At 36.3% G+C, this 17,330-nt stretch carries 13 protein-coding genes and 1 pseudogene; 8 read left to right on the top strand and 6 right to left on the bottom strand.

The window, feature by feature from the left end; translation table 11 throughout:
* Positions 1-21: 21 nt before the first annotated feature.
* A pseudogene (locus tag MHH42_RS26245) lies at positions 22-1,364 on the bottom strand (polyamine aminopropyltransferase); the annotation flags it as partial.
* A gap of 754 nt (positions 1,365-2,118) precedes the next feature.
* On the opposite strand from MHH42_RS26245, the gene MHH42_RS26235 reads away from it, so the two are divergent.
* The 5 genes from MHH42_RS26235 (at position 2,119) to chbG (ending at position 6,335) form a co-directional block, all read left to right on the top strand.
* Positions 2,119-2,421, top strand: a complete 303-nt coding sequence (locus tag MHH42_RS26235) for a PTS sugar transporter subunit IIB (RefSeq protein WP_340894577.1) — start codon at positions 2,119-2,121, stop codon at positions 2,419-2,421.
* A 16-nt stretch (positions 2,422-2,437) separates the two neighbouring features.
* Positions 2,438-3,745 (top strand): PTS cellobiose transporter subunit IIC, encoded by a 1,308-nt coding sequence (gene celB / locus MHH42_RS26230; RefSeq protein WP_001168852.1) that lies wholly within the window; start codon positions 2,438-2,440, stop codon positions 3,743-3,745.
* 182 nt (positions 3,746-3,927) lie between these two features.
* Positions 3,928-4,251, top strand: a complete 324-nt coding sequence (locus MHH42_RS26225; protein WP_000989050.1) for a PTS lactose/cellobiose transporter subunit IIA — start codon at positions 3,928-3,930, stop codon at positions 4,249-4,251.
* Positions 4,252-4,254: 3 nt separating this feature from the next.
* The gene (gene celF / locus MHH42_RS26220; protein ID WP_016107251.1) at positions 4,255-5,580 is read left to right on the top strand and encodes a 6-phospho-beta-glucosidase; all 1,326 of its coding nucleotides are present in this window, start codon (positions 4,255-4,257) and stop codon (positions 5,578-5,580) included.
* A gap of 50 nt (positions 5,581-5,630) precedes the next feature.
* Positions 5,631-6,335, top strand: a complete 705-nt coding sequence (chbG, locus tag MHH42_RS26215) for a chitin disaccharide deacetylase (RefSeq protein WP_000593458.1) — start codon at positions 5,631-5,633, stop codon at positions 6,333-6,335.
* 38 nt (positions 6,336-6,373) lie between these two features.
* Here chbG and MHH42_RS26210 read toward each other — a convergent pair whose 3' ends face one another.
* The gene (locus MHH42_RS26210; protein ID WP_016107250.1) at positions 6,374-7,555 is read right to left on the bottom strand and encodes a chromate transporter; all 1,182 of its coding nucleotides are present in this window, start codon (positions 7,553-7,555) and stop codon (positions 6,374-6,376) included.
* A 189-nt stretch (positions 7,556-7,744) separates the two neighbouring features.
* Here MHH42_RS26210 and exsM point away from each other — a divergent pair, with 189 nt between their 5' ends.
* On the top strand, positions 7,745-8,158 hold the full coding sequence (exsM, locus tag MHH42_RS26205; RefSeq protein WP_000207041.1) for an exosporium regulatory protein ExsM: 414 nt from the start codon (positions 7,745-7,747) through the stop codon (positions 8,156-8,158).
* Between the two features lie 170 nt (positions 8,159-8,328).
* On the opposite strand, the gene MHH42_RS26200 is transcribed toward exsM, so the two are convergent.
* From MHH42_RS26200 to MHH42_RS26190, 3 genes are all read right to left on the bottom strand, one after another.
* Entirely contained in the window at positions 8,329-11,004 is a 2,676-nt protein-coding gene (locus MHH42_RS26200) for a PRD domain-containing protein (RefSeq protein ID WP_016107249.1), read from the bottom strand.
* A gap of 104 nt (positions 11,005-11,108) precedes the next feature.
* A complete protein-coding gene (locus tag MHH42_RS26195; RefSeq protein ID WP_340894571.1) occupies positions 11,109-11,846 on the bottom strand; it encodes a polysaccharide deacetylase family protein in 738 nt (245 codons plus the stop codon).
* A gap of 207 nt (positions 11,847-12,053) precedes the next feature.
* A complete protein-coding gene (locus MHH42_RS26190; protein ID WP_000378305.1) occupies positions 12,054-13,127 on the bottom strand; it encodes a glycosyltransferase family 4 protein in 1,074 nt (357 codons plus the stop codon).
* 435 nt (positions 13,128-13,562) lie between these two features.
* Here MHH42_RS26190 and MHH42_RS26185 point away from each other — a divergent pair, with 435 nt between their 5' ends.
* Together MHH42_RS26185 and wecB are read left to right on the top strand one after the other, a co-directional pair.
* Complete coding sequence (locus tag MHH42_RS26185; protein ID WP_070173946.1) at positions 13,563-14,933, top strand: UDP-glucose dehydrogenase family protein; 1,371 nt, start codon at positions 13,563-13,565, stop codon at positions 14,931-14,933.
* Positions 14,934-15,007: 74 nt separating this feature from the next.
* Complete coding sequence (gene wecB, locus MHH42_RS26180; RefSeq protein ID WP_000140136.1) at positions 15,008-16,123, top strand: non-hydrolyzing UDP-N-acetylglucosamine 2-epimerase; 1,116 nt, start codon at positions 15,008-15,010, stop codon at positions 16,121-16,123.
* A 40-nt stretch (positions 16,124-16,163) separates the two neighbouring features.
* On the opposite strand, the gene MHH42_RS26175 is transcribed toward wecB, so the two are convergent.
* Positions 16,164-17,294, bottom strand: coding sequence for an LCP family protein (locus MHH42_RS26175; RefSeq protein ID WP_070173945.1), 1,131 nt, complete (start codon positions 17,292-17,294; stop codon positions 16,164-16,166).
* Between the last annotated feature and the right edge of the window lie 36 nt (positions 17,295-17,330).

Below are 17,330 nucleotides of genomic sequence, written 5' to 3'. Positions count from 1 at the left end.
GCACTCCTTACTATAATATCGTCAAAACTCCATTTCCTTTTTGTAACATTGATGTAGGATAAGATTGGATTCTGAGTTTAGAAGAGCGAGATTACGGTGATCTAAATGTTCTTCTTTAAATTGAAATAAAGGAAAAAGAAGAGAAGGTAATGTTCGAGGAGTTGGTACTACGTATAATTGCTCAATTTGATCGAGTACATAGGCAGAATTAGCTGCAATATGAAATCCCCAGTCAGTTCCGAAAGAAGGAACAATTATATGATAGCTTTTTACAATTAAGCCGGCATTTTCAATTGTATTACCGATACTCCAATATACAAGAGGTGCATCAGCAGGTGAATTAGATTGGCAGACGAAAGCACCATCTTCTGTTAAGAATGTAGCTATACGAGCAAAAAGTTCGCTTGTATATAAAGTACTTAATAACTCTGTCGCTGGATCAGGGAAATCAATGATGATTACATCGTATAAAGAGGAAGGAGAATTCAAAAACTCTTTTGCATCGCATACGTGTGCATTCACACGATTATCAAAAAATGCGCTTTTGTTCAAAGCAACTAATTCAGGAACGTTACGCGCCATATTAATCATTGCCTCGTCTAGGTCAACAAGGTCTACATGTAATACTGTTTCATATTTCAATACCTCTCGTAAGGCAAGACCATCGCCACCGCCTAATATGAGAACACGTTTTGGATCAATTACCTTTGACATAATCGGATGCACAAGTGCTTCATGATAAATTTGCTCATCAACGGAACTAAATTGTAGTTGTTTGTCCAAATAGAGGCGAACATCGCTGACTTGTACTAAATTAATATTTTGATAATCACTTTTTTCTTCAAATAAATTTGTGTGTTCCCCAGCTTGTATTTCTTTTAGAGAAATTTCATCCCATATATCTAAGCTGTGCGAGTTTGTTTCTATTATAGGTTCTAATTGTGTTTGCTTATTGTGTTCGTCCTGTTTATCTTGTTCGTCCTGTTTATCTTGTTCGTCCTGTTTATCTTGTTCGTCCTGTTTATCTTGTTCGTCCTGTTTATCTTGTTCGTCCTGTTTATCTTGTTCGCCCTGTTTATCTTGTTCGTCCTGTTTATCTTGTTCGTCCTGTTTATCTTGTTTGTCCTGTTTGTCCTTTTGTCCTGTTTGTCCTGTTTGTCCTGTTTGTCCTGTTTGTCCTGTTTGTCGTGTTTATCTGGTTTACCTGGTTTATCTGGTTTACCTGGTTTATCTTGTTTGTCCTGTTTGTCCTGTTTGTCCTGTTTGTCCTGTTTGTCCTGTTTGTCCTGTTTGTCCTGTTTGTCTTGTTTGTCTTGTTTGTCTTGTTTGTCCTGTTTGTCCTGTTTGTCTTGCTTGTCCTGTTTGTCTTGTTTATCCTGCTTGTCGTGCTTATCTGGTTTACCTGGTTTACCTGGTTTACCTGGTTTATCTTGTTTGTCCTGTTTGTCCTGTTTGTCCTGTTTGTCCTGTTTGTCCTGTTTGTCCTGTTTGTCTTGTTTGTCCTGTTTGTCCTGTTTGTCTTGTTTGTCCTGTTTGTCCTGTTTGTCCTGTTTGTCTTGTTTGTCTTGTTTGTCTTGTTTGTCGTGCTTGTCCTGCTTATTTTCTATTTCCTGCTGTTCTAGTTCAAATTTGTCAGAGTCTAATTCAGAGCGCTCGTCTTTTTTATAGCTTGTTATTCTATAAATCTTTATTTTGCTTTGTTTTCTATGTTTTGGCATAGGAATCCCCTTTCGAATTGTGTTATTTTATTTTATTCTATGTAATTTAGTAGAGTTTGCTTGGACAATAGATAGAAGAGTGTGTTCAAGAGAGGTTTATTTTTTTACTGGATTTTCAAGCTGAAAAAATTTTTTAGTGTTTTTTTATTTTAAATACAACTAGACAACTAAACACTAATCTATTTTCATACAGTTATGTGTTAAAAGTGTATTGTTTTATAACACACTGTGTGTTTTTTTGGGGGACACACTAATTGAAAGCGTTAACACACAAAGAAAATGCTCGAAAAAGCGCTGATTTTAGTGATTTTAAAAAGTTGGCACGCTAATTGCATTGATAAATAGCGTAAAGAAAAATAAATAACATAAACTTTTTATACTACACAAGGGGGATTTTCAAATGAATATTTTATTATGTTGCTCAGCAGGGATGTCTACAAGTTTACTAGTTACAAAAATGGAAGCGGCTGCAAAAGCTCGCGGTTTAGAAGGAAAGATTTGGGCTGTATCTGGGGATGCAGTAAAAAACAATATCGATCAAGCAGATGTACTATTATTAGGACCACAAGTTCGTTACATGCTCTCTTCAATGAAAACGCTTGCTGATGAGAAAAACGTTGGAATTGATGTTATTAATTCAATGCACTACGGCATGATGAATGGAGAAGCAGTTTTAGATCACGCACTAACACTTAAAAAATAATTAGGGGGGAAGCGAAATGCAAAAATTTATTGCATTTATGGAGAAATATTTAGTTCCAGTCGCAGGAAGAATCGGATCGCAGCGTCATTTAGTTGCAATCCGTGATGGTTTTATCGCAGTTATGCCTCTTATTTTAGTTGGATCGTTTGCAGTACTTATAAATAATCTACCAGTTGATGCATTCCAAAAACTTATGAAGGGTGCATTTGGGGATGTTTGGAAAGATATCGGCGGTGGTATGTGGACAGGGTCCTTTGCAATATTAGCTCTCATAGCCGCAGTTGGAATAAGTTATAATTTAGCGAAATCTTACGGTGTAGACGCGTTGTCAGCAGCAATTATTACATTCGGTGCATTAATTATTATATCTCCGACAACGCCAAAAGAAGGCGGTATTGATTTAGCTTGGACAGGATCACAAGGTTTATTCGTTTCTATCATTGTAGCTCTTCTTGTAACCGAGGTATTCAGGTTCTTTGTTCAAAGAGATATTACAATTAAGATGCCAGATGGTGTTCCACCAGCAGTAATGAAATCCTTCGCAGCATTAGTTCCAGCATTCGTTATTTTAATCGCAACAGCAAGTATTCAATTAGCTGTGAAATTAGCGGGAACAAGTATTCATAAAATCGTATTTGAAACAATTCAATTACCATTACAAGGTTTAGCAGGTACGTTACCAAGTGCAATTATTATCGCATTACTTATTCACGTATTATGGTTCTTCGGATTACATGGTCCTAATATTATCGGTGGTATTATCGACCCAATCTATTTACCAGCACTAGAAAAGAACATTAAATTATTTAACGATGGTATGTCTGCATATGATGTACCGCACATTTTCACAAAGCCATTCTTTGATGTATACGTATACATCGGTGGATCAGGTGCAACATTAGCATTCTTAGTAGCGGTAATGCTTGTTGCAAAAAGTGCGCAACTTCGTGGTGTAGGTCGCGTATCTATCGGTCCTGGTTTCTTCAATATTAACGAACCAGTTATTTTCGGTACACCAATTGTATTAAACCCAGCGTTAATCATTCCATTCGTACTTACACCAGTTGTATTAGTAATTACTTCTTATACAGCAATTTCTTTAGGATGGGTACCAAAAACAGTTGCTTTAGTTCCATGGACAATGCCACCAATCTTTAGTGGTTATCTTGTAGCGGGCGGAAGTATTGCTGGTGCTGTACTACAGCTTGTAAACTTTGCAATCGCGGTAGTTATTTACTATCCATTCGTATTAATGTGTGACCGTACGTATGTACAGGCTGCGAAAGCTGAAACAAAAGGAAACGACAATTCAGTATCACTTTAAAAAGTGTTGTTCTGACGAGTTTGTATAGCTCGTCAGAACAATTACCTTTATATCATGTTCAAAAAGATGAAAAACATCTATAAGAACACCAAACTATCATTCATAAAATAATAATTTAATAGACATGTTCAAACTGAAGGGGTATTTAAATCGGTTGAACCATAATAGAGAGGGCGGTAATTATGATGACTACAGCAGAACAAATTCCATTCCAATTGATTTTAAATAGTGGTAATGCAAGAAGCTTTGCAATGGAGGCACTTCAATTTGCCAAACAGGGGAAAATGGCAGAAGCAGATGAAGCGATGGTAAAGGCGAAAGAAGCGATTAATGAAGCGCATCATTTCCAAACAGAGCTCATACAATCAGAAGCAAGAGGAGAAAAAACAGAGATTAGTGTTCTTTTAATCCATGCACAAGATCATTTAATGAATGCGATTACAGTAAAAGAATTAGCAGCAGAGTTTATCGATCTTTATAAAAAGCTTGAAGCGAAAGGGGAATAAAGCATGACTGGAATTAAAATTGCTACAATCGGCGGTGGATCTAGTTATACACCAGAGTTAATTGAAGGATTTATTAAACGTTATGATGAGCTTCCTGTTCGTGAAATTTGGTTAGTAGATATTGAGGCAGGAAAAGAAAAGTTAGAAATCGTTGGTAACTTAGCGAAACGTATGGTGAAAAAATCAGGTTTACCAATCGAAGTGCATTTAACACTTGATCGCCGCGAGGCATTAAAAGGTGCTGACTTCGTAACAACACAGCTTCGCGTCGGTTTATTAGAAGCACGTGCAAAAGATGAAGCAATTCCGTTAAAATATGATGTAATCGGTCAGGAAACGAATGGTCCTGGTGGTTTATTTAAAGCGCTGAGAACGATTCCTGTTATTTTAGATATTTGTAAAGATATGGAGGAACTTTGTCCAAATGCATGGTTAATTAACTTTGCTAACCCAGCTGGTATGGTAACAGAAGCTGTCCTTCGCTATACAAATATTCAAAGAGTAGTTGGTCTATGTAACGTTCCAATCGGAATTCGCATGGGTCTTGCGAGATTACTTGAAGTAGATGCAAGTCGTGTACATGTTGATTTCGCAGGTTTAAACCATATGGTATACGGATTAGATGTATATTTAGATGGAGTAAGTGTAATGGATCGAGTGTTAGAGCTTGTAACAGATCCAGAAAAGCAAATTACGATGGAAAATATCGCTGCTCTTAATTGGGAGCCAGACTTTATTCGCGGTCTTCGCGCAATTCCATGTCCATATCATCGTTATTACTACAAAACACGTGAAATGTTAGAAGAAGAGAAAGAAGCTTCAATTGAAAAAGGTACACGTGCAGAAGTAGTAAAACAATTAGAAGATGATTTATTCGAGTTATATAAAGACCCGAATTTAGATATTAAGCCACCACAATTAGAAAAACGTGGCGGAGCTTATTACAGTGATGCAGCATGTAGCTTAATTACGTCTATTTACAATAATAAAGGTGATATCCAGCCTGTTAATACAAGAAACAACGGAACAATTGCAAGTTTACCACATGATTCTGCTGTTGAAGTGAACTGTATTATTACGAAAGAAGGCCCAAAACCAATTGCGGTCGGAGATCTTCCAGTACCAGTTCGCGGTTTAGTACAGCAAATTAAATCATTTGAGCGCACAACAATTGAAGCTGCTGTTACAGGGGATTATCATAAGGCGCTGCTTGCTATGACAATTAATCCACTTGTACCGTCAGATAAAGTTGCAAAACAAATTTTAGATGAAATGTTGGAAGCACATAAAAAATATCTTCCACAGTTCTTTAAAAAGGTAGAGAAGTAAAAAGCGGCGCTATTTAGCCCGCTTTTTTTATTCTAATAGGAGGTATTATGATGATTAAGTTGATTGTAAATGCAGATGATTTCGGTCTTACAGAAGGTACAAATTACGGTATTATTGATGGACATATAAATGGACTTGTAAACTCAACGACAATGATGATGAATATGCCAGGAACAGAGCATGCCGTACGCTTAGCGAAAGATTATAAAACGTTAGGAGTAGGTGTGCATCTCGTATTAACGGCAGGAGAACCACTTTTAAAGGATGTACCATCCCTTGTAGGGAAAGATGGGGCGTTCCATAAACAACGTGTTGTAAGGGAAGGGAATATAAATCCTGAAGAAGTTGAGAGAGAATGGACTGCTCAAATTGAGAAATTTTTATCTTACGGATTAACACCAACTCATTTAGATAGTCATCATCATGTGCATGGATTAAAGGTTTTACACGATGTTCTTGAGATGTTAGCAAGTAAATATAACGTTCCGATTCGTCGTTGTGAGGAAGATAGAGCAGTGCGCCCATTTTCTGATGTGTTTTATAGCGATTTTTACGCGGATGGTGTGACGGAAGATTACTTTTCCAAGTTAAAAGGAAGAGTGAAGGATGAACAAACGATAGAAATTATGGTACATCCAGCGTATATTGATCCAGAGCTTGTGAAACGTTCTTCTTACGTAATGGATCGTGTGAAAGAATTGCGTATTTTAACGGAGAGTGAGTTACCTGAAGGAATAGAGCTTGTGAAGTTTTAATAGGAAAACGACGGCTAAGTGGCCGTCGTTTTTTATATTTATAAAATAGATATAACATATCCACCAAAAGCCCCGAGTATAACGATAATCCAAGGCGGTGTTTTCCAAAAAGTTAGTAAGCCAAAAAGAAGAGATGCAAAGACAAAATCTGAAGCATTCATAATTGTACTCGTCCAAATTGGATCGTAAAAAGCGGCAATTAAAATACCGACAACTGAGGCGTTAACACCGAGTAATGCGCCTTGTATAGCGGGTACCTTTCTTACACTGTCCCAAAATGGTAAAACACCAATAACGAGCAAAAAGGCAGGAAGGAAGATAGCGATTGTTGCGATTACTGCTCCAGTGGTTCCGTTTAGCACTGCCCCTATATAAGAAGCAAATGTAAAGAGAGGTCCTGGCACCGCTTGTGTTAATCCGTATCCAGCTAAAAATTGTTCTTTTGTCATCAGCCCGTTTTGTACAAACTCACTCTCAAGAAGAGGGAGTACGACGTGCCCTCCGCCAAATACGAGAGAACCAGAACGGTAAAAGCTATCAAATAATGCGATATGAGGAGAGAGCGGTCGTAGTATTGGTAGCAATAGTAATAGTCCGAAAAATAAAATGAGACAAGAACTAGCCATCGTTTTTGAAATAGAAATTTGTATTTTATAGACTTGGGCGTTTTGAGGAGTTTTATATAAAAGCCAGCCGATCAGCCCTGAAAGTAAAATGAGAATGATTTGTGTCCAGCTACTTGGCCATAACAAGGCAATCGCGGCAGTTACAATGGCGATTGTTGCACGGTTTCGGTCCGGAGTTAGCTTTTGAGCCATTCCCCATATTGCATGAGCGACAATTGCGACTGCTACAAGTTTGAGTCCATGAATCCATCCTGTACTTCCAATTTCGAATTGATTAAGGAATGAAGCAAAAAAGACTAAAACGAGAACAGAGGGGAGGGTGAAACCAATCCAAGAGATAATTGCTCCTAATAGCCCGCCCCTTAATAATCCAACGCCCATACCGACTTGACTACTAGCGGGACCAGGAAGGAATTGACACAGTGCTACTAAGTCTCCGTAACTTTTTTCATCCATCCATTTTCTTTTTTGCACGTATTCATGATGAAAATAACCAAGATGAGCGACGGGACCGCCGAATGAAGTAAGTCCTAATTTAAATGAGACGAGAAAAATCTCGACTAATAATCGAAAAGAGTAGTTGTTATTTTTCAAAGTAACCTCCTAGAAAGTTTTTTCTATGTGCATTATACAAGAGGTGGTAAAGCAAAAGAAATGATTCTTATGTAAAGATTTTGTGAATCTTTTCTTCGTAATTAAAAGTTGAAAAAGTCATAAATGATTATGTGTAAACCATAAAGTAGTAAAAGAAGTGCTGGGAAATTGATATAAGGAGAATGCCCTATGACAACACACTTTTTTGCTAGGTTAACAGGGAAGAGGGAATTGCCTCCTGTAAATACAGAAGCTTTTGGGGTAGCAGAGTTTATTTTTAGTGATGATTTAACGAAGTTGCATTACAGGGTAATATTAAAAAATATAGAAAAGGTCACGTCGTGTCAAATTCATTTAGGGAAGTCCAGTCAAATTGGTCCCGTTGTTTTCTATTTATACGGTCCGCTAGAGCAAGGGATTAGTTTGAATGAGGGAAGCATTACTGGTGCCGTAAATGTGGAGGAATTCGAAGGGCCTTTACAAGGAAAATCCCTTGTTCATTTTCTCCAAGAAATTATTCAAGCTAATGTATATGTAAATGTTCATACGAAATCACATAAAAAAGGAGAAATAAGAGGGCGGATTAGAAAGGTAAAGAAGTAAATGAAAAGGCTGTTCCAAAAAATTGGAACAGCCTTTTCGAATTAGATAGGATGATGTGTATTGACGATACATTCATATATTTTGAAAATCGTCGATATAAATTTATCCTGCATTAACTGCCCGTAAAAGCCTTCACTTTATTCGAAGGAGTGTCGCTAAAGGTTACTTGTTTAACTTTTAACAGGCTGATTTTTAATAAAGAAGTCCATGATATAAAATACTTCATCATCTGGTATTTGTATTTCAAATGTATTTTCAATTGGTTGTAATGCTTTTTTCACTTTCATATACATCCAGTACTCATCTTGTCTTCTTTTTTCTTTATCAGGATGAGGAAGAAGTTTTTCTCCTTTTTGAAGACGATCAACCATACAGCTCATATGCAAAATAACACCCATTAAGCTATCAGGAGTTAGCTGCAAGGAAATTAATTCTTGAATTGTATTTAGTGCGTAACGAATTGTTTTAATTAGTAATGCCCCGTCGTTACGCTGCATTTGTTGTTCAAGAATATCGGCCATTTTCGCATATGTTTCTTCATACGTAATTAATTCTTGAATTGGCTGAATCGCTGTGTAGTTCACAATATCTTGGAAATGATATGTTAAACATGGAACTTGCACATCGAAATTTGTAACGATACAAATGATATTACGCTCTTTTTTTATGTTCTCAATCATTTTCGTTAAATCTTTTTCATGGACGATACTAATTGGAATAATTTCAATTAAGTCTTTATCAAATCGTAAATAGTTCTCTAACATTTTTTGAATAGCTAAGGCACTTCCTTCACCAGTTAAACAAGCTGTTAAAATAACAGACTTCATTGGTGATAGTGGCTTTTTCTTTTCTTCTTGTACGTTTAAATAGAACGGCGTTAAGTTCTTTACTGTTTCATATAGTGCATCTAATGAATAGCCGAGCTGAGCTTTTCGAGCTGCTTCTAGTGCGTGTGGAGTACTTGTCATGGAAAGGACACGTACAGGAATTTTGAATTCAGTTTCTAATATATCACCGATATAGGCAAGAGACCCCATATCAACAAGTAAGAGAAGCCCGTTTACATTTTGAAGTGTTTTCATATACACTTTAACCCGTTCTAAAAAATCTTTCGGTGATTCATGTAGCGGCATATCAATACCGGTCACTTCATCAATACCGAGGAGTTCATTTGCAACGTTTGCCATTTCTGTTGCGATGCCATTACCGTGCGCTAATATTAATACTTTTACTTCTGTTTGGGAAGCAGGAATTGGATCAACAACGAAGAACATTGTTAAGAAGCCAGCTTCATCCATGGGCATGGTTATTTGTAATTCTTCTTCCAGTAGTTGAATGCATTGCATAGCTACGGAAAAAGCTTCTTTATATTTCGTACGAATTTGATTCAATTGTGGGTGATGAATTTGCTTCCCGCTTTGTAAACGTTGTAGAGTTGTCTGTACATGTAAACTTAATGCGAGAAAGACTTTTTCATCAAACGTCTTAGATAAATGTTTTTCAGCGAGCTCCGCAATTTTTTCACATACGGAAACGATGTTACGATCAACAATTTTAAAAACATTTTCATGACTTGTCTTTTTGGACATTTGGTTAAAATATTGTACGAAAAAGCTTTGAATATCATTTTCTATTAGTAATTCTAATTCTTCCTCTTCAATACCGCGTGCTTGAAGTTCTTCATATTTATAATCAATATAGTCGTAAATAGAAGACCGTTTTTCATCTTCTGCTTTATGTTTACTCCAACCTTCATCTCCCGTAAATACAAATGTTTCATTTGGTATTTGGTATAGATGACGGCTCTTTCTTTCAATAAATAGCCCTTCTTTCATATACCAAGGTAAATCTGTACTTGAAACATAGACAGAATCACGTTTCTTTGTTACAAAATCAGAATAAGCTTTCGCACAGGCGATTTGTACATCTGTTTTTAATTGACCGATGTTATTGGGACAATTGTAAAAGACGAAAGCACGCATTGCGTTCGGGCTAACATGAATTTCTTTCCTTAGCCGAATTGCTTCATTTGTGAAAAATAGTTGTAGTAAAGCAAAGCGTTCTTTATGTGTACGCTCACGAAGTGGTGGAAGCGTGACAGTCATCGGTATACGTCTTGTAAATGTTTTTAATAAAAATGAATTTGGTTCTTCTGTTGTTGCAGTAATGATTAATACTTGTGCTTTACGCTCGTTTTCTGTTTCTCCTAGGCGGCGATATACTCCGCGGTCAATAAAAGTGAAGAGCATTTCCTGTCCTTCTGGAGGAAGGCGGTGTACTTCATCTAAGAAAAGAATTCCTTCATGTGCTTTTTCAATTAACCCTTTTTGATCATTCGCACCTGTGTAAGCTCCTTTTTTGATCCCAAATAACTGTCCAAGTAGTAGCTGTGGATTGTTTGCATAATCAGCACAGTTAAAGACGATAAATGGTGCCTTTTTTGGAAGCTGCTCAACTTCAATTGCATATTCGTGCATTAAAGAAGCAAACATAGATTTTCCGACTCCTGTTTCTCCTAGCAGTAAAGTATGCATACCGTTTGGAGGATAGAGAATAGAAGCTTTCGCCTTTTCAATTGCGATTTTAAGGCTCGTATTTTCAATTGCAAATGTATCTAGTGAAGTCACGTCTTTTGAATGCGTTTCCAACGAAGTGTTCGTTTCTATATAAAAACGAACAGGGCGCGTATTTGTTTTTAATAAACGTTTATCTTTTACAAGTTTGTTTAAATCGCTACTTACATTGGCACGATCTAGTTGCAACAGGGTAGCGAGTTCTAATGCGGTTATACCTTCTGTATAATTTCCTTCTTGTATTGCGTTAAAAATGAGATCTATTCGTTTCATTTCTATTCACCTCGAAACTTCATCACTATTTAAAATTTTACACAAAAATGAGAAGGGTGGGAAGAGAAAAATAAAACAGCTTTAGCATATAGGCACTAAAGCTGTTACAATCTTGTGTCTTTCCAAAAATTAACTTCGAGATGGGAAGAGGGATTATAAGGAAGAAGTTTGTATCCTTGTGACTGTAAATAATCGATTACTTTTGGCAGTATTTGTACAGTGACACTTGAATCATGCATTAAAATAACTTCGACTTGTTCATCACTTTGATTACGTACTCTTTCTAGTATGGCAGAAGGATTGTCATAGCTTTTCCAATCATATGTATCAATTGTCCAATCCCACATTTTATATCGAGCTGATACAAGAGCATCACGATAATTCTTTTTTAAGTAAGGCATGCTACCGTATGGAACGCGGACGAGGTGTGTATTTAATTTTGTAACTTGCTGGACAATGTTTTGAGTTTGTTCCATTTCTATAATTAAAGTGGAAGGATTGCCAGTATAAAGGCGTTTTACATCGTGTGACATACTATGAAGTCCAATATAATGTCCGTCTTTAATTAATCGCTGCATCGTCTTTTGGTAATGCGGTACTTTTCCGCCAATAACAAAGAAGGTTGCTTTTCCATTCTTTTCTTTTAAAATGTTTAAAATTTGCATCGTATATTTGTTTGGTCCGTCATCAAATGTTAAATACGCAATCTTTTGTGTAGGAGAGGTCGTTTCAGCATTTGGATGATGTTCAGCAGGAATAATTGTAGTTGCTTCAGGATTAGATGACGTGTATATAGTAATTGTGAAAAATAAAATGATACATTGAAATACTCGCTTGATCATAACATTCACCCTCAGTTTGACAATCAAGATGTAAAAAATAAAATTTGATACTTTTTTATTATGTATATCTTTCTCCAATAAAGGGACTCTCAAACAATCTATATTTTGGAAATGTCAAATAAGGAGTAAAAAAATAAAAAATAGCATCCTCTTCAAAGAAAGAGGATGCTATTTGAATATTTCATAATTGTAAAGGCTATACTACAATTAGTCTTCGCGTTTTTTCATTTTTTTATAGAAGGAAATAATTGGTTTGTAACGTTCGTGTACAAGGCCGATTATTTCAGCAATGATTTCTGTGAAGAAGATTAAAATGAAAAGAAGAATAATGGATAACCATAATGTTGCACTAGTGAAAATAATGGCATTTACACTAAAGAAGATACCGAATGCGTATATAATTAGTACCGTTTTACGATGAGAGAATCCCATTGCAAGCAAACGGTGATGTAAATGCGATTTATCTGGCGCTGAAATAGGTTTTTTATTTACGATACGGCGGATAATTGCGAATGCCGTATCAAATACAGGTACACCTAAAATGATAACTGGAACGATGAAGCTGAATAACGTTACACTTTTGTATAATCCAAGTAACGATATGACAGAAATACAGTATCCTAAAAATAGTGCTCCTGTATCTCCCATGAAAATTTTTGCTGGATGGAAGTTATAGAATAAAAATCCAAGTGTACTTGCAAGTGCAATTAGTGCTAGAGGTAAAATGATAGCTGTTCCAGTACCCCATGGGCTAGTGAAGGCCATATATGCCAGCGTTGCAAGTACGATAGATGAAATTCCAGCGGACAATCCATCTAATCCGTCAATTAAGTTGATTGCATTTGTAATACCTACAATCCAAAACACTGTAATTGGATAAGCAAGCCATCCAAGTTCAGTATCCCCGAGGATTGGAATATATAATACTTGCACTAATAATCCACTTTTTACAATCATAGCTGCAACTAATAGTTGTCCACCGAATTTTACCTTCGCAGATAGTTCGTACATATCATCTAAAATCCCGATGATTACAATGATAATCGCACCTAATGTTATCGATAACATTCTTTGTTCATATAACCCGCCAACAACAAATCCTACAGCTACACCGATAAATATTGCTAATCCGCCAAGACGAGGCATAATCTTTTGGTGTACTTTACGCGCATTTGGCTTATCTGTTGCTCCTATTTTAAAAGCTAATTTAATAACTAAAGGAGTAACGACGAGTACAGTGATGAAAGATGCCAAAATGGCATAAATCACTTGTGAGTCCATTAATACCCCACCTTTTTATAGTCTAACATAATTTTTTAGTTTATTTATCTGAAAATTATGATGTTTATTTGCAGGCTCATAACATATGGTATCACAAAAAGATTAGAATTCAATCTTTTTTTCTTTTTGTAGTAAGTGGAAGTGAATAGAAGATATGACAATTGTATATGGAATGTTAGCTCATTTAAGAAGGTTGCGTTTGTTGGTATTTATAATAGACCATTTTTGCGCCTCTCCTATAGTGAGTATTTTTATTTCAGTATTATAAGTGTTACACGTAGAAATGAGTAAGTCTCGTGTTAAAATATGGTAATTTATATTCTCTTATGTAATTTTACAAAAACTTAAAAAAGTATGGAAAAGGTAATTCATATAATAGAGAAGTAAAATGTTTTCTCATTTTTAATATGAGAGGAGGAAGCACAGGGGAATTCTATGTATTCGTATATTTTCTATTGTATATTCCTGTGCGAAGGGGAAATGAAAATTACGATAATTGGTACTGGATATGTTGGATTAATTACAGGAGTAGGTTTGGCAAAACTGGGACATTCGGTCACATGTTTTGATATAGATTATGAAAAAATTGAACGGATAAAACAAGGGGATTTACCTATTTATGAATGTGGCTTACATGAATTAATACATGATGCGTATAAGTGTGCAAAGTTAACTTTTACAACAAGTAAATTAAAAGCTTTTAACAATGCTGAATTTATATTTATTGCGGTTGGAACACCATCATTAGCAAATGGGAGAGCTAATTTAACGTATATTAAGCGTGCGTGTGAGGATATTGGGACGTACGTGAATAACGATATTATTGTTGTTACGAAAAGTACGGTTCCTGTAGGTACAAATGAAGCGATGCAGGGATGGATTGAGGCGAAGTTAAAAGGGAGGCACAAATTACATGTCGTATCGAATCCAGAGTTTTTACGAGAAGGTTCCGGTATTTATGATTTCTTCCATGGTGATCGTATTGTAATTGGAGCGGATGATGAGAAAGTTGCACTTAAAGTAGAGGATTTGTACAGTGCATTATGCTTGCAAACGTATATTACAGATATTAAGAGTGCAGAGATGATTAAATACGCGTCTAATGCATTCTTGGCTACAAAAATTAGCTTTATTAATGAAATTTCAAATATATGTGAGAAGGTAGGAGCAAATGTATTAGATGTAGCAAAAGGAATGGGGATGGATAAGAGAATTGGTACCCATTTTTTACAGGCGGGCATTGGATATGGGGGATCGTGTTTTCCGAAAGATACGAAAGCACTTGTACAAATGGCGGGAAATGTTTCTCATGATTTTCGTTTATTAAAAGCGGTCATTGAAGTGAATAATAAGCAGCAGTTGTTATTAGTTGAAAAAGCGAAAAAAGTAATAAATATGAATAAGAAACGGGTTGCAGTTCTTGGAGCAGCATTTAAACCGAATACAGACGATATTAGAGAAGCACCATCTCTTATTATCATACAAGAATTGATTAATATAGGTGCGGATGTAGTTGTATACGATCCGAAAGCAATTCAGCATGTACAACAAACATTTGGAAAGACGATACAATATGCTGAATGTATAGATGAATCGATTAGAGGCGCGAGTGCAGTTTTTATCGTAACGGAATGGGAATCTATTCGAACATATCCATTAGAAAAGTATGTACAACTTATGGGGGAGGCTATTCTATTTGATGGGAGAAATTGTTATACTAATGAGGATGCTAGAAAGCAAGGGATAGATTACTACTCAGTGGGACGAAAGAATGTTTGTAATAATCATGTTGCTACTATTCGATAAAAAGAGCAAGTTCCTTGTTTATTCTTATACGTCATAATAGAAACTGTAACTAGTGAGAGAAAAGAGGCAATAAAATGACTGAACGTTTAAAAGTAATGACAATTTTCGGGACACGTCCAGAAGCAATTAAAATGGCACCTCTTGTATTAGAGTTGCAAAAGCATCCAGAAAAAATCGAATCAATTGTGACTGTAACAGCACAACATCGTCAAATGTTAGATCAAGTATTAAGCATCTTTGGAATTACGCCAGATTTCGATTTGAATATTATGAAAGATCGTCAAACTTTAATTGATATTACAACGCGCGGTTTAGAAGGTTTAGACAAAGTAATGAAAGAAGCAAAGCCTGATATCGTCCTTGTACATGGTGATACAACAACAACATTTATTGCTAGCTTAGCTGCTTTTTATAATCAAATTCCAGTGGGTCATGTTGAAGCTGGACTTCGTACATGGGATAAGTATTCTCCATATCCAGAAGAGATGAATCGTCAATTAACAGGTGTAATGGCAGACCTTCATTTCTCACCGACAGCGAAATCAGCAACGAACTTACAGAGAGAAAATAAAGATGAGTCACGCATTTTCATAACAGGAAATACAGCGATTGACGCACTGAAAACGACTGTAAAAGAAACATACAGTCATCCGGTACTAGAGAAGCTTGGAAATGATCGCCTTGTACTGATGACAGCGCATCGCCGTGAAAACTTAGGTGAACCAATGCGTAATATGTTCCGTGCAATTAAGCGCCTTGTTGATAAACATGAAGATGTGCAAGTCGTGTACCCTGTTCACATGAACCCTGTTGTTCGTGAAACAGCAAATGATATTTTAGGAGAACATAGCCGTATTCATTTAATCGAGCCGCTAGATGTAATTGATTTCCATAATGTTGCAGCTCGTTCATACTTAATGTTAACTGATTCTGGCGGTGTTCAAGAAGAAGCACCATCACTTGGCGTGCCAGTTCTTGTTCTACGTGATACAACAGAGCGCCCAGAAGGTATTGAAGCAGGTACGTTAAAATTAGCAGGAACAGATGAGGAGACAATCTTTAATCTTGCTGATGAGTTACTATCTGATAAAGAAGCTCATGATAAGATGGCGCAAGCATCTAACCCTTACGGTGATGGTCGTGCATCAGAGCGTATTGTTGAATCAATTTTACAACACTTTAATAAGTAAATAAAAAAGAGCCAAATCGTATAAGATTTGGCTCTTTTTGTTATTCCTGATTTCTCATAATCCACTCTGCATGAGCATTTGTGGAAGGGGGCGGCTCAGTTGGTGTTTTGCTCGGGTTTGTTTCTTTCTTTGCTTTTTCGTTAGAGTTAGAATTTGAGTCAGGATTTGATGAATCGGTTTTTGTATTTGGATTTGTTGGGGTTTTTGCTTTTTCCCCTAGTTCTTTTTCTATTTCATTACGTACCGTCTCTACACCGATTGGATCTGGAAGGAAGTAATAAATACCGCCTATTTTTTTGTCTTCCCCTTCAAGTTTTAACGTTTGTATTGTAGAAGGATCAAAACCAGAAAGTTTATTGTAAAGAGCAAGTCCGTCTGAAATAGGAATGTCGGTTTTTATATACTTTCCAACGACAGCCGTTAAATCTTTAATTTTAAATACAGTAGAGGCAGAATTCAGTTTTTGAGCAACAGCGGCTAGCAATTGTCTTTGTCTAGCGGCTCGGCCGTAATCACCGTTTGGATCCTGCTTTCGCATACGGACGTAAGCGAGTGCCTCTTCACCGTTTAAGTTTTGTTGCCCTTGCTTAAATTGGATTTTTTTGTAGTAATCCACGTCAGAGCGCTCCCAAAAATCGAAAGGGACATCAACGGTAACACCGCCAACAGCATTAACGATACCTTTAAAGCCTTGGAAATCAATTTTAATATAATGGTCTACAGGAACTTTTAGAAAACCTTCGACAGTTTTGATTGCCATTTGTTCTCCACCATAAGCATGCGCAGCGTTAATCTTATCTTCTTTGTCCTTTCCGACAATTGGAACGCGACTATCCCGAGGAATACTCATAAGTGAAATCCTTTGAGTTTTCGGATTGACTGTCGCAAACATTAATGAGTCTGTACGTCCATTTTGACCATCTGTTGCATAATCTTCTATACCCATAATGAGGATTGTAAAAGGTTGCTTTGTAATTTCTACATCTTTAGTTCTTAAATCCGATTTTTCACGACTAAATCCACTATACATCCCCATAAGAGAAGTGTAGGAATTTAATATATAGACTCCTACACTGCCAAATAAAAATGCGAAAATAAAGAAGTAGAAAAGTTTTCTTCTTCGCTTCTTTTTTATTCTGCGATTTTGGAGATGATGATAACGTTCTTCCATATATAATCTCCTTAGTTCATTGTAGAGAAGTTCTTC

The sequence above is a fragment of the Bacillus sp. FSL L8-0099 genome, assembly GCF_038006385.1.
In the GTDB taxonomy this organism is placed as follows: domain Bacteria; phylum Bacillota; class Bacilli; order Bacillales; family Bacillaceae_G; genus Bacillus_A; species Bacillus_A toyonensis.
The sequence above is the reverse complement of the archived record's forward strand: the minus strand, read 5'-3'. Positions and strand labels throughout refer to the sequence as shown.

Excerpts from the sequence above, each read along its gene's own strand:
- celF (WP_016107251.1), top strand. The coding sequence starts at position 4,255 with ATGACTGGAATTAAAATTGCTACAATCGGCGGTGGATCTAGTTATACA.
- celB (WP_001168852.1), top strand. The coding sequence starts at position 2,438 with ATGCAAAAATTTATTGCATTTATGGAGAAATATTTAGTTCCAGTCGCA.
- MHH42_RS26235 (WP_340894577.1), top strand. The coding sequence starts at position 2,119 with ATGAATATTTTATTATGTTGCTCAGCAGGGATGTCTACAAGTTTACTA.
- MHH42_RS26190 (WP_000378305.1), bottom strand. The coding sequence starts at position 13,127 with ATGGACTCACAAGTGATTTATGCCATTTTGGCATCTTTCATCACTGTA.
- MHH42_RS26175 (WP_070173945.1), bottom strand. The coding sequence starts at position 17,294 with ATGGAAGAACGTTATCATCATCTCCAAAATCGCAGAATAAAAAAGAAG.
- exsM (WP_000207041.1), top strand. The coding sequence starts at position 7,745 with ATGACAACACACTTTTTTGCTAGGTTAACAGGGAAGAGGGAATTGCCT.
- MHH42_RS26195 (WP_340894571.1), bottom strand. The coding sequence starts at position 11,846 with ATGATCAAGCGAGTATTTCAATGTATCATTTTATTTTTCACAATTACT.
- chbG (WP_000593458.1), top strand. The coding sequence starts at position 5,631 with ATGATTAAGTTGATTGTAAATGCAGATGATTTCGGTCTTACAGAAGGT.
- wecB (WP_000140136.1), top strand. The coding sequence starts at position 15,008 with ATGACTGAACGTTTAAAAGTAATGACAATTTTCGGGACACGTCCAGAA.
- MHH42_RS26225 (WP_000989050.1), top strand. The coding sequence starts at position 3,928 with ATGATGACTACAGCAGAACAAATTCCATTCCAATTGATTTTAAATAGT.
- MHH42_RS26185 (WP_070173946.1), top strand. The coding sequence starts at position 13,563 with ATGTATTCGTATATTTTCTATTGTATATTCCTGTGCGAAGGGGAAATG.
- MHH42_RS26200 (WP_016107249.1), bottom strand. The coding sequence starts at position 11,004 with ATGAAACGAATAGATCTCATTTTTAACGCAATACAAGAAGGAAATTAT.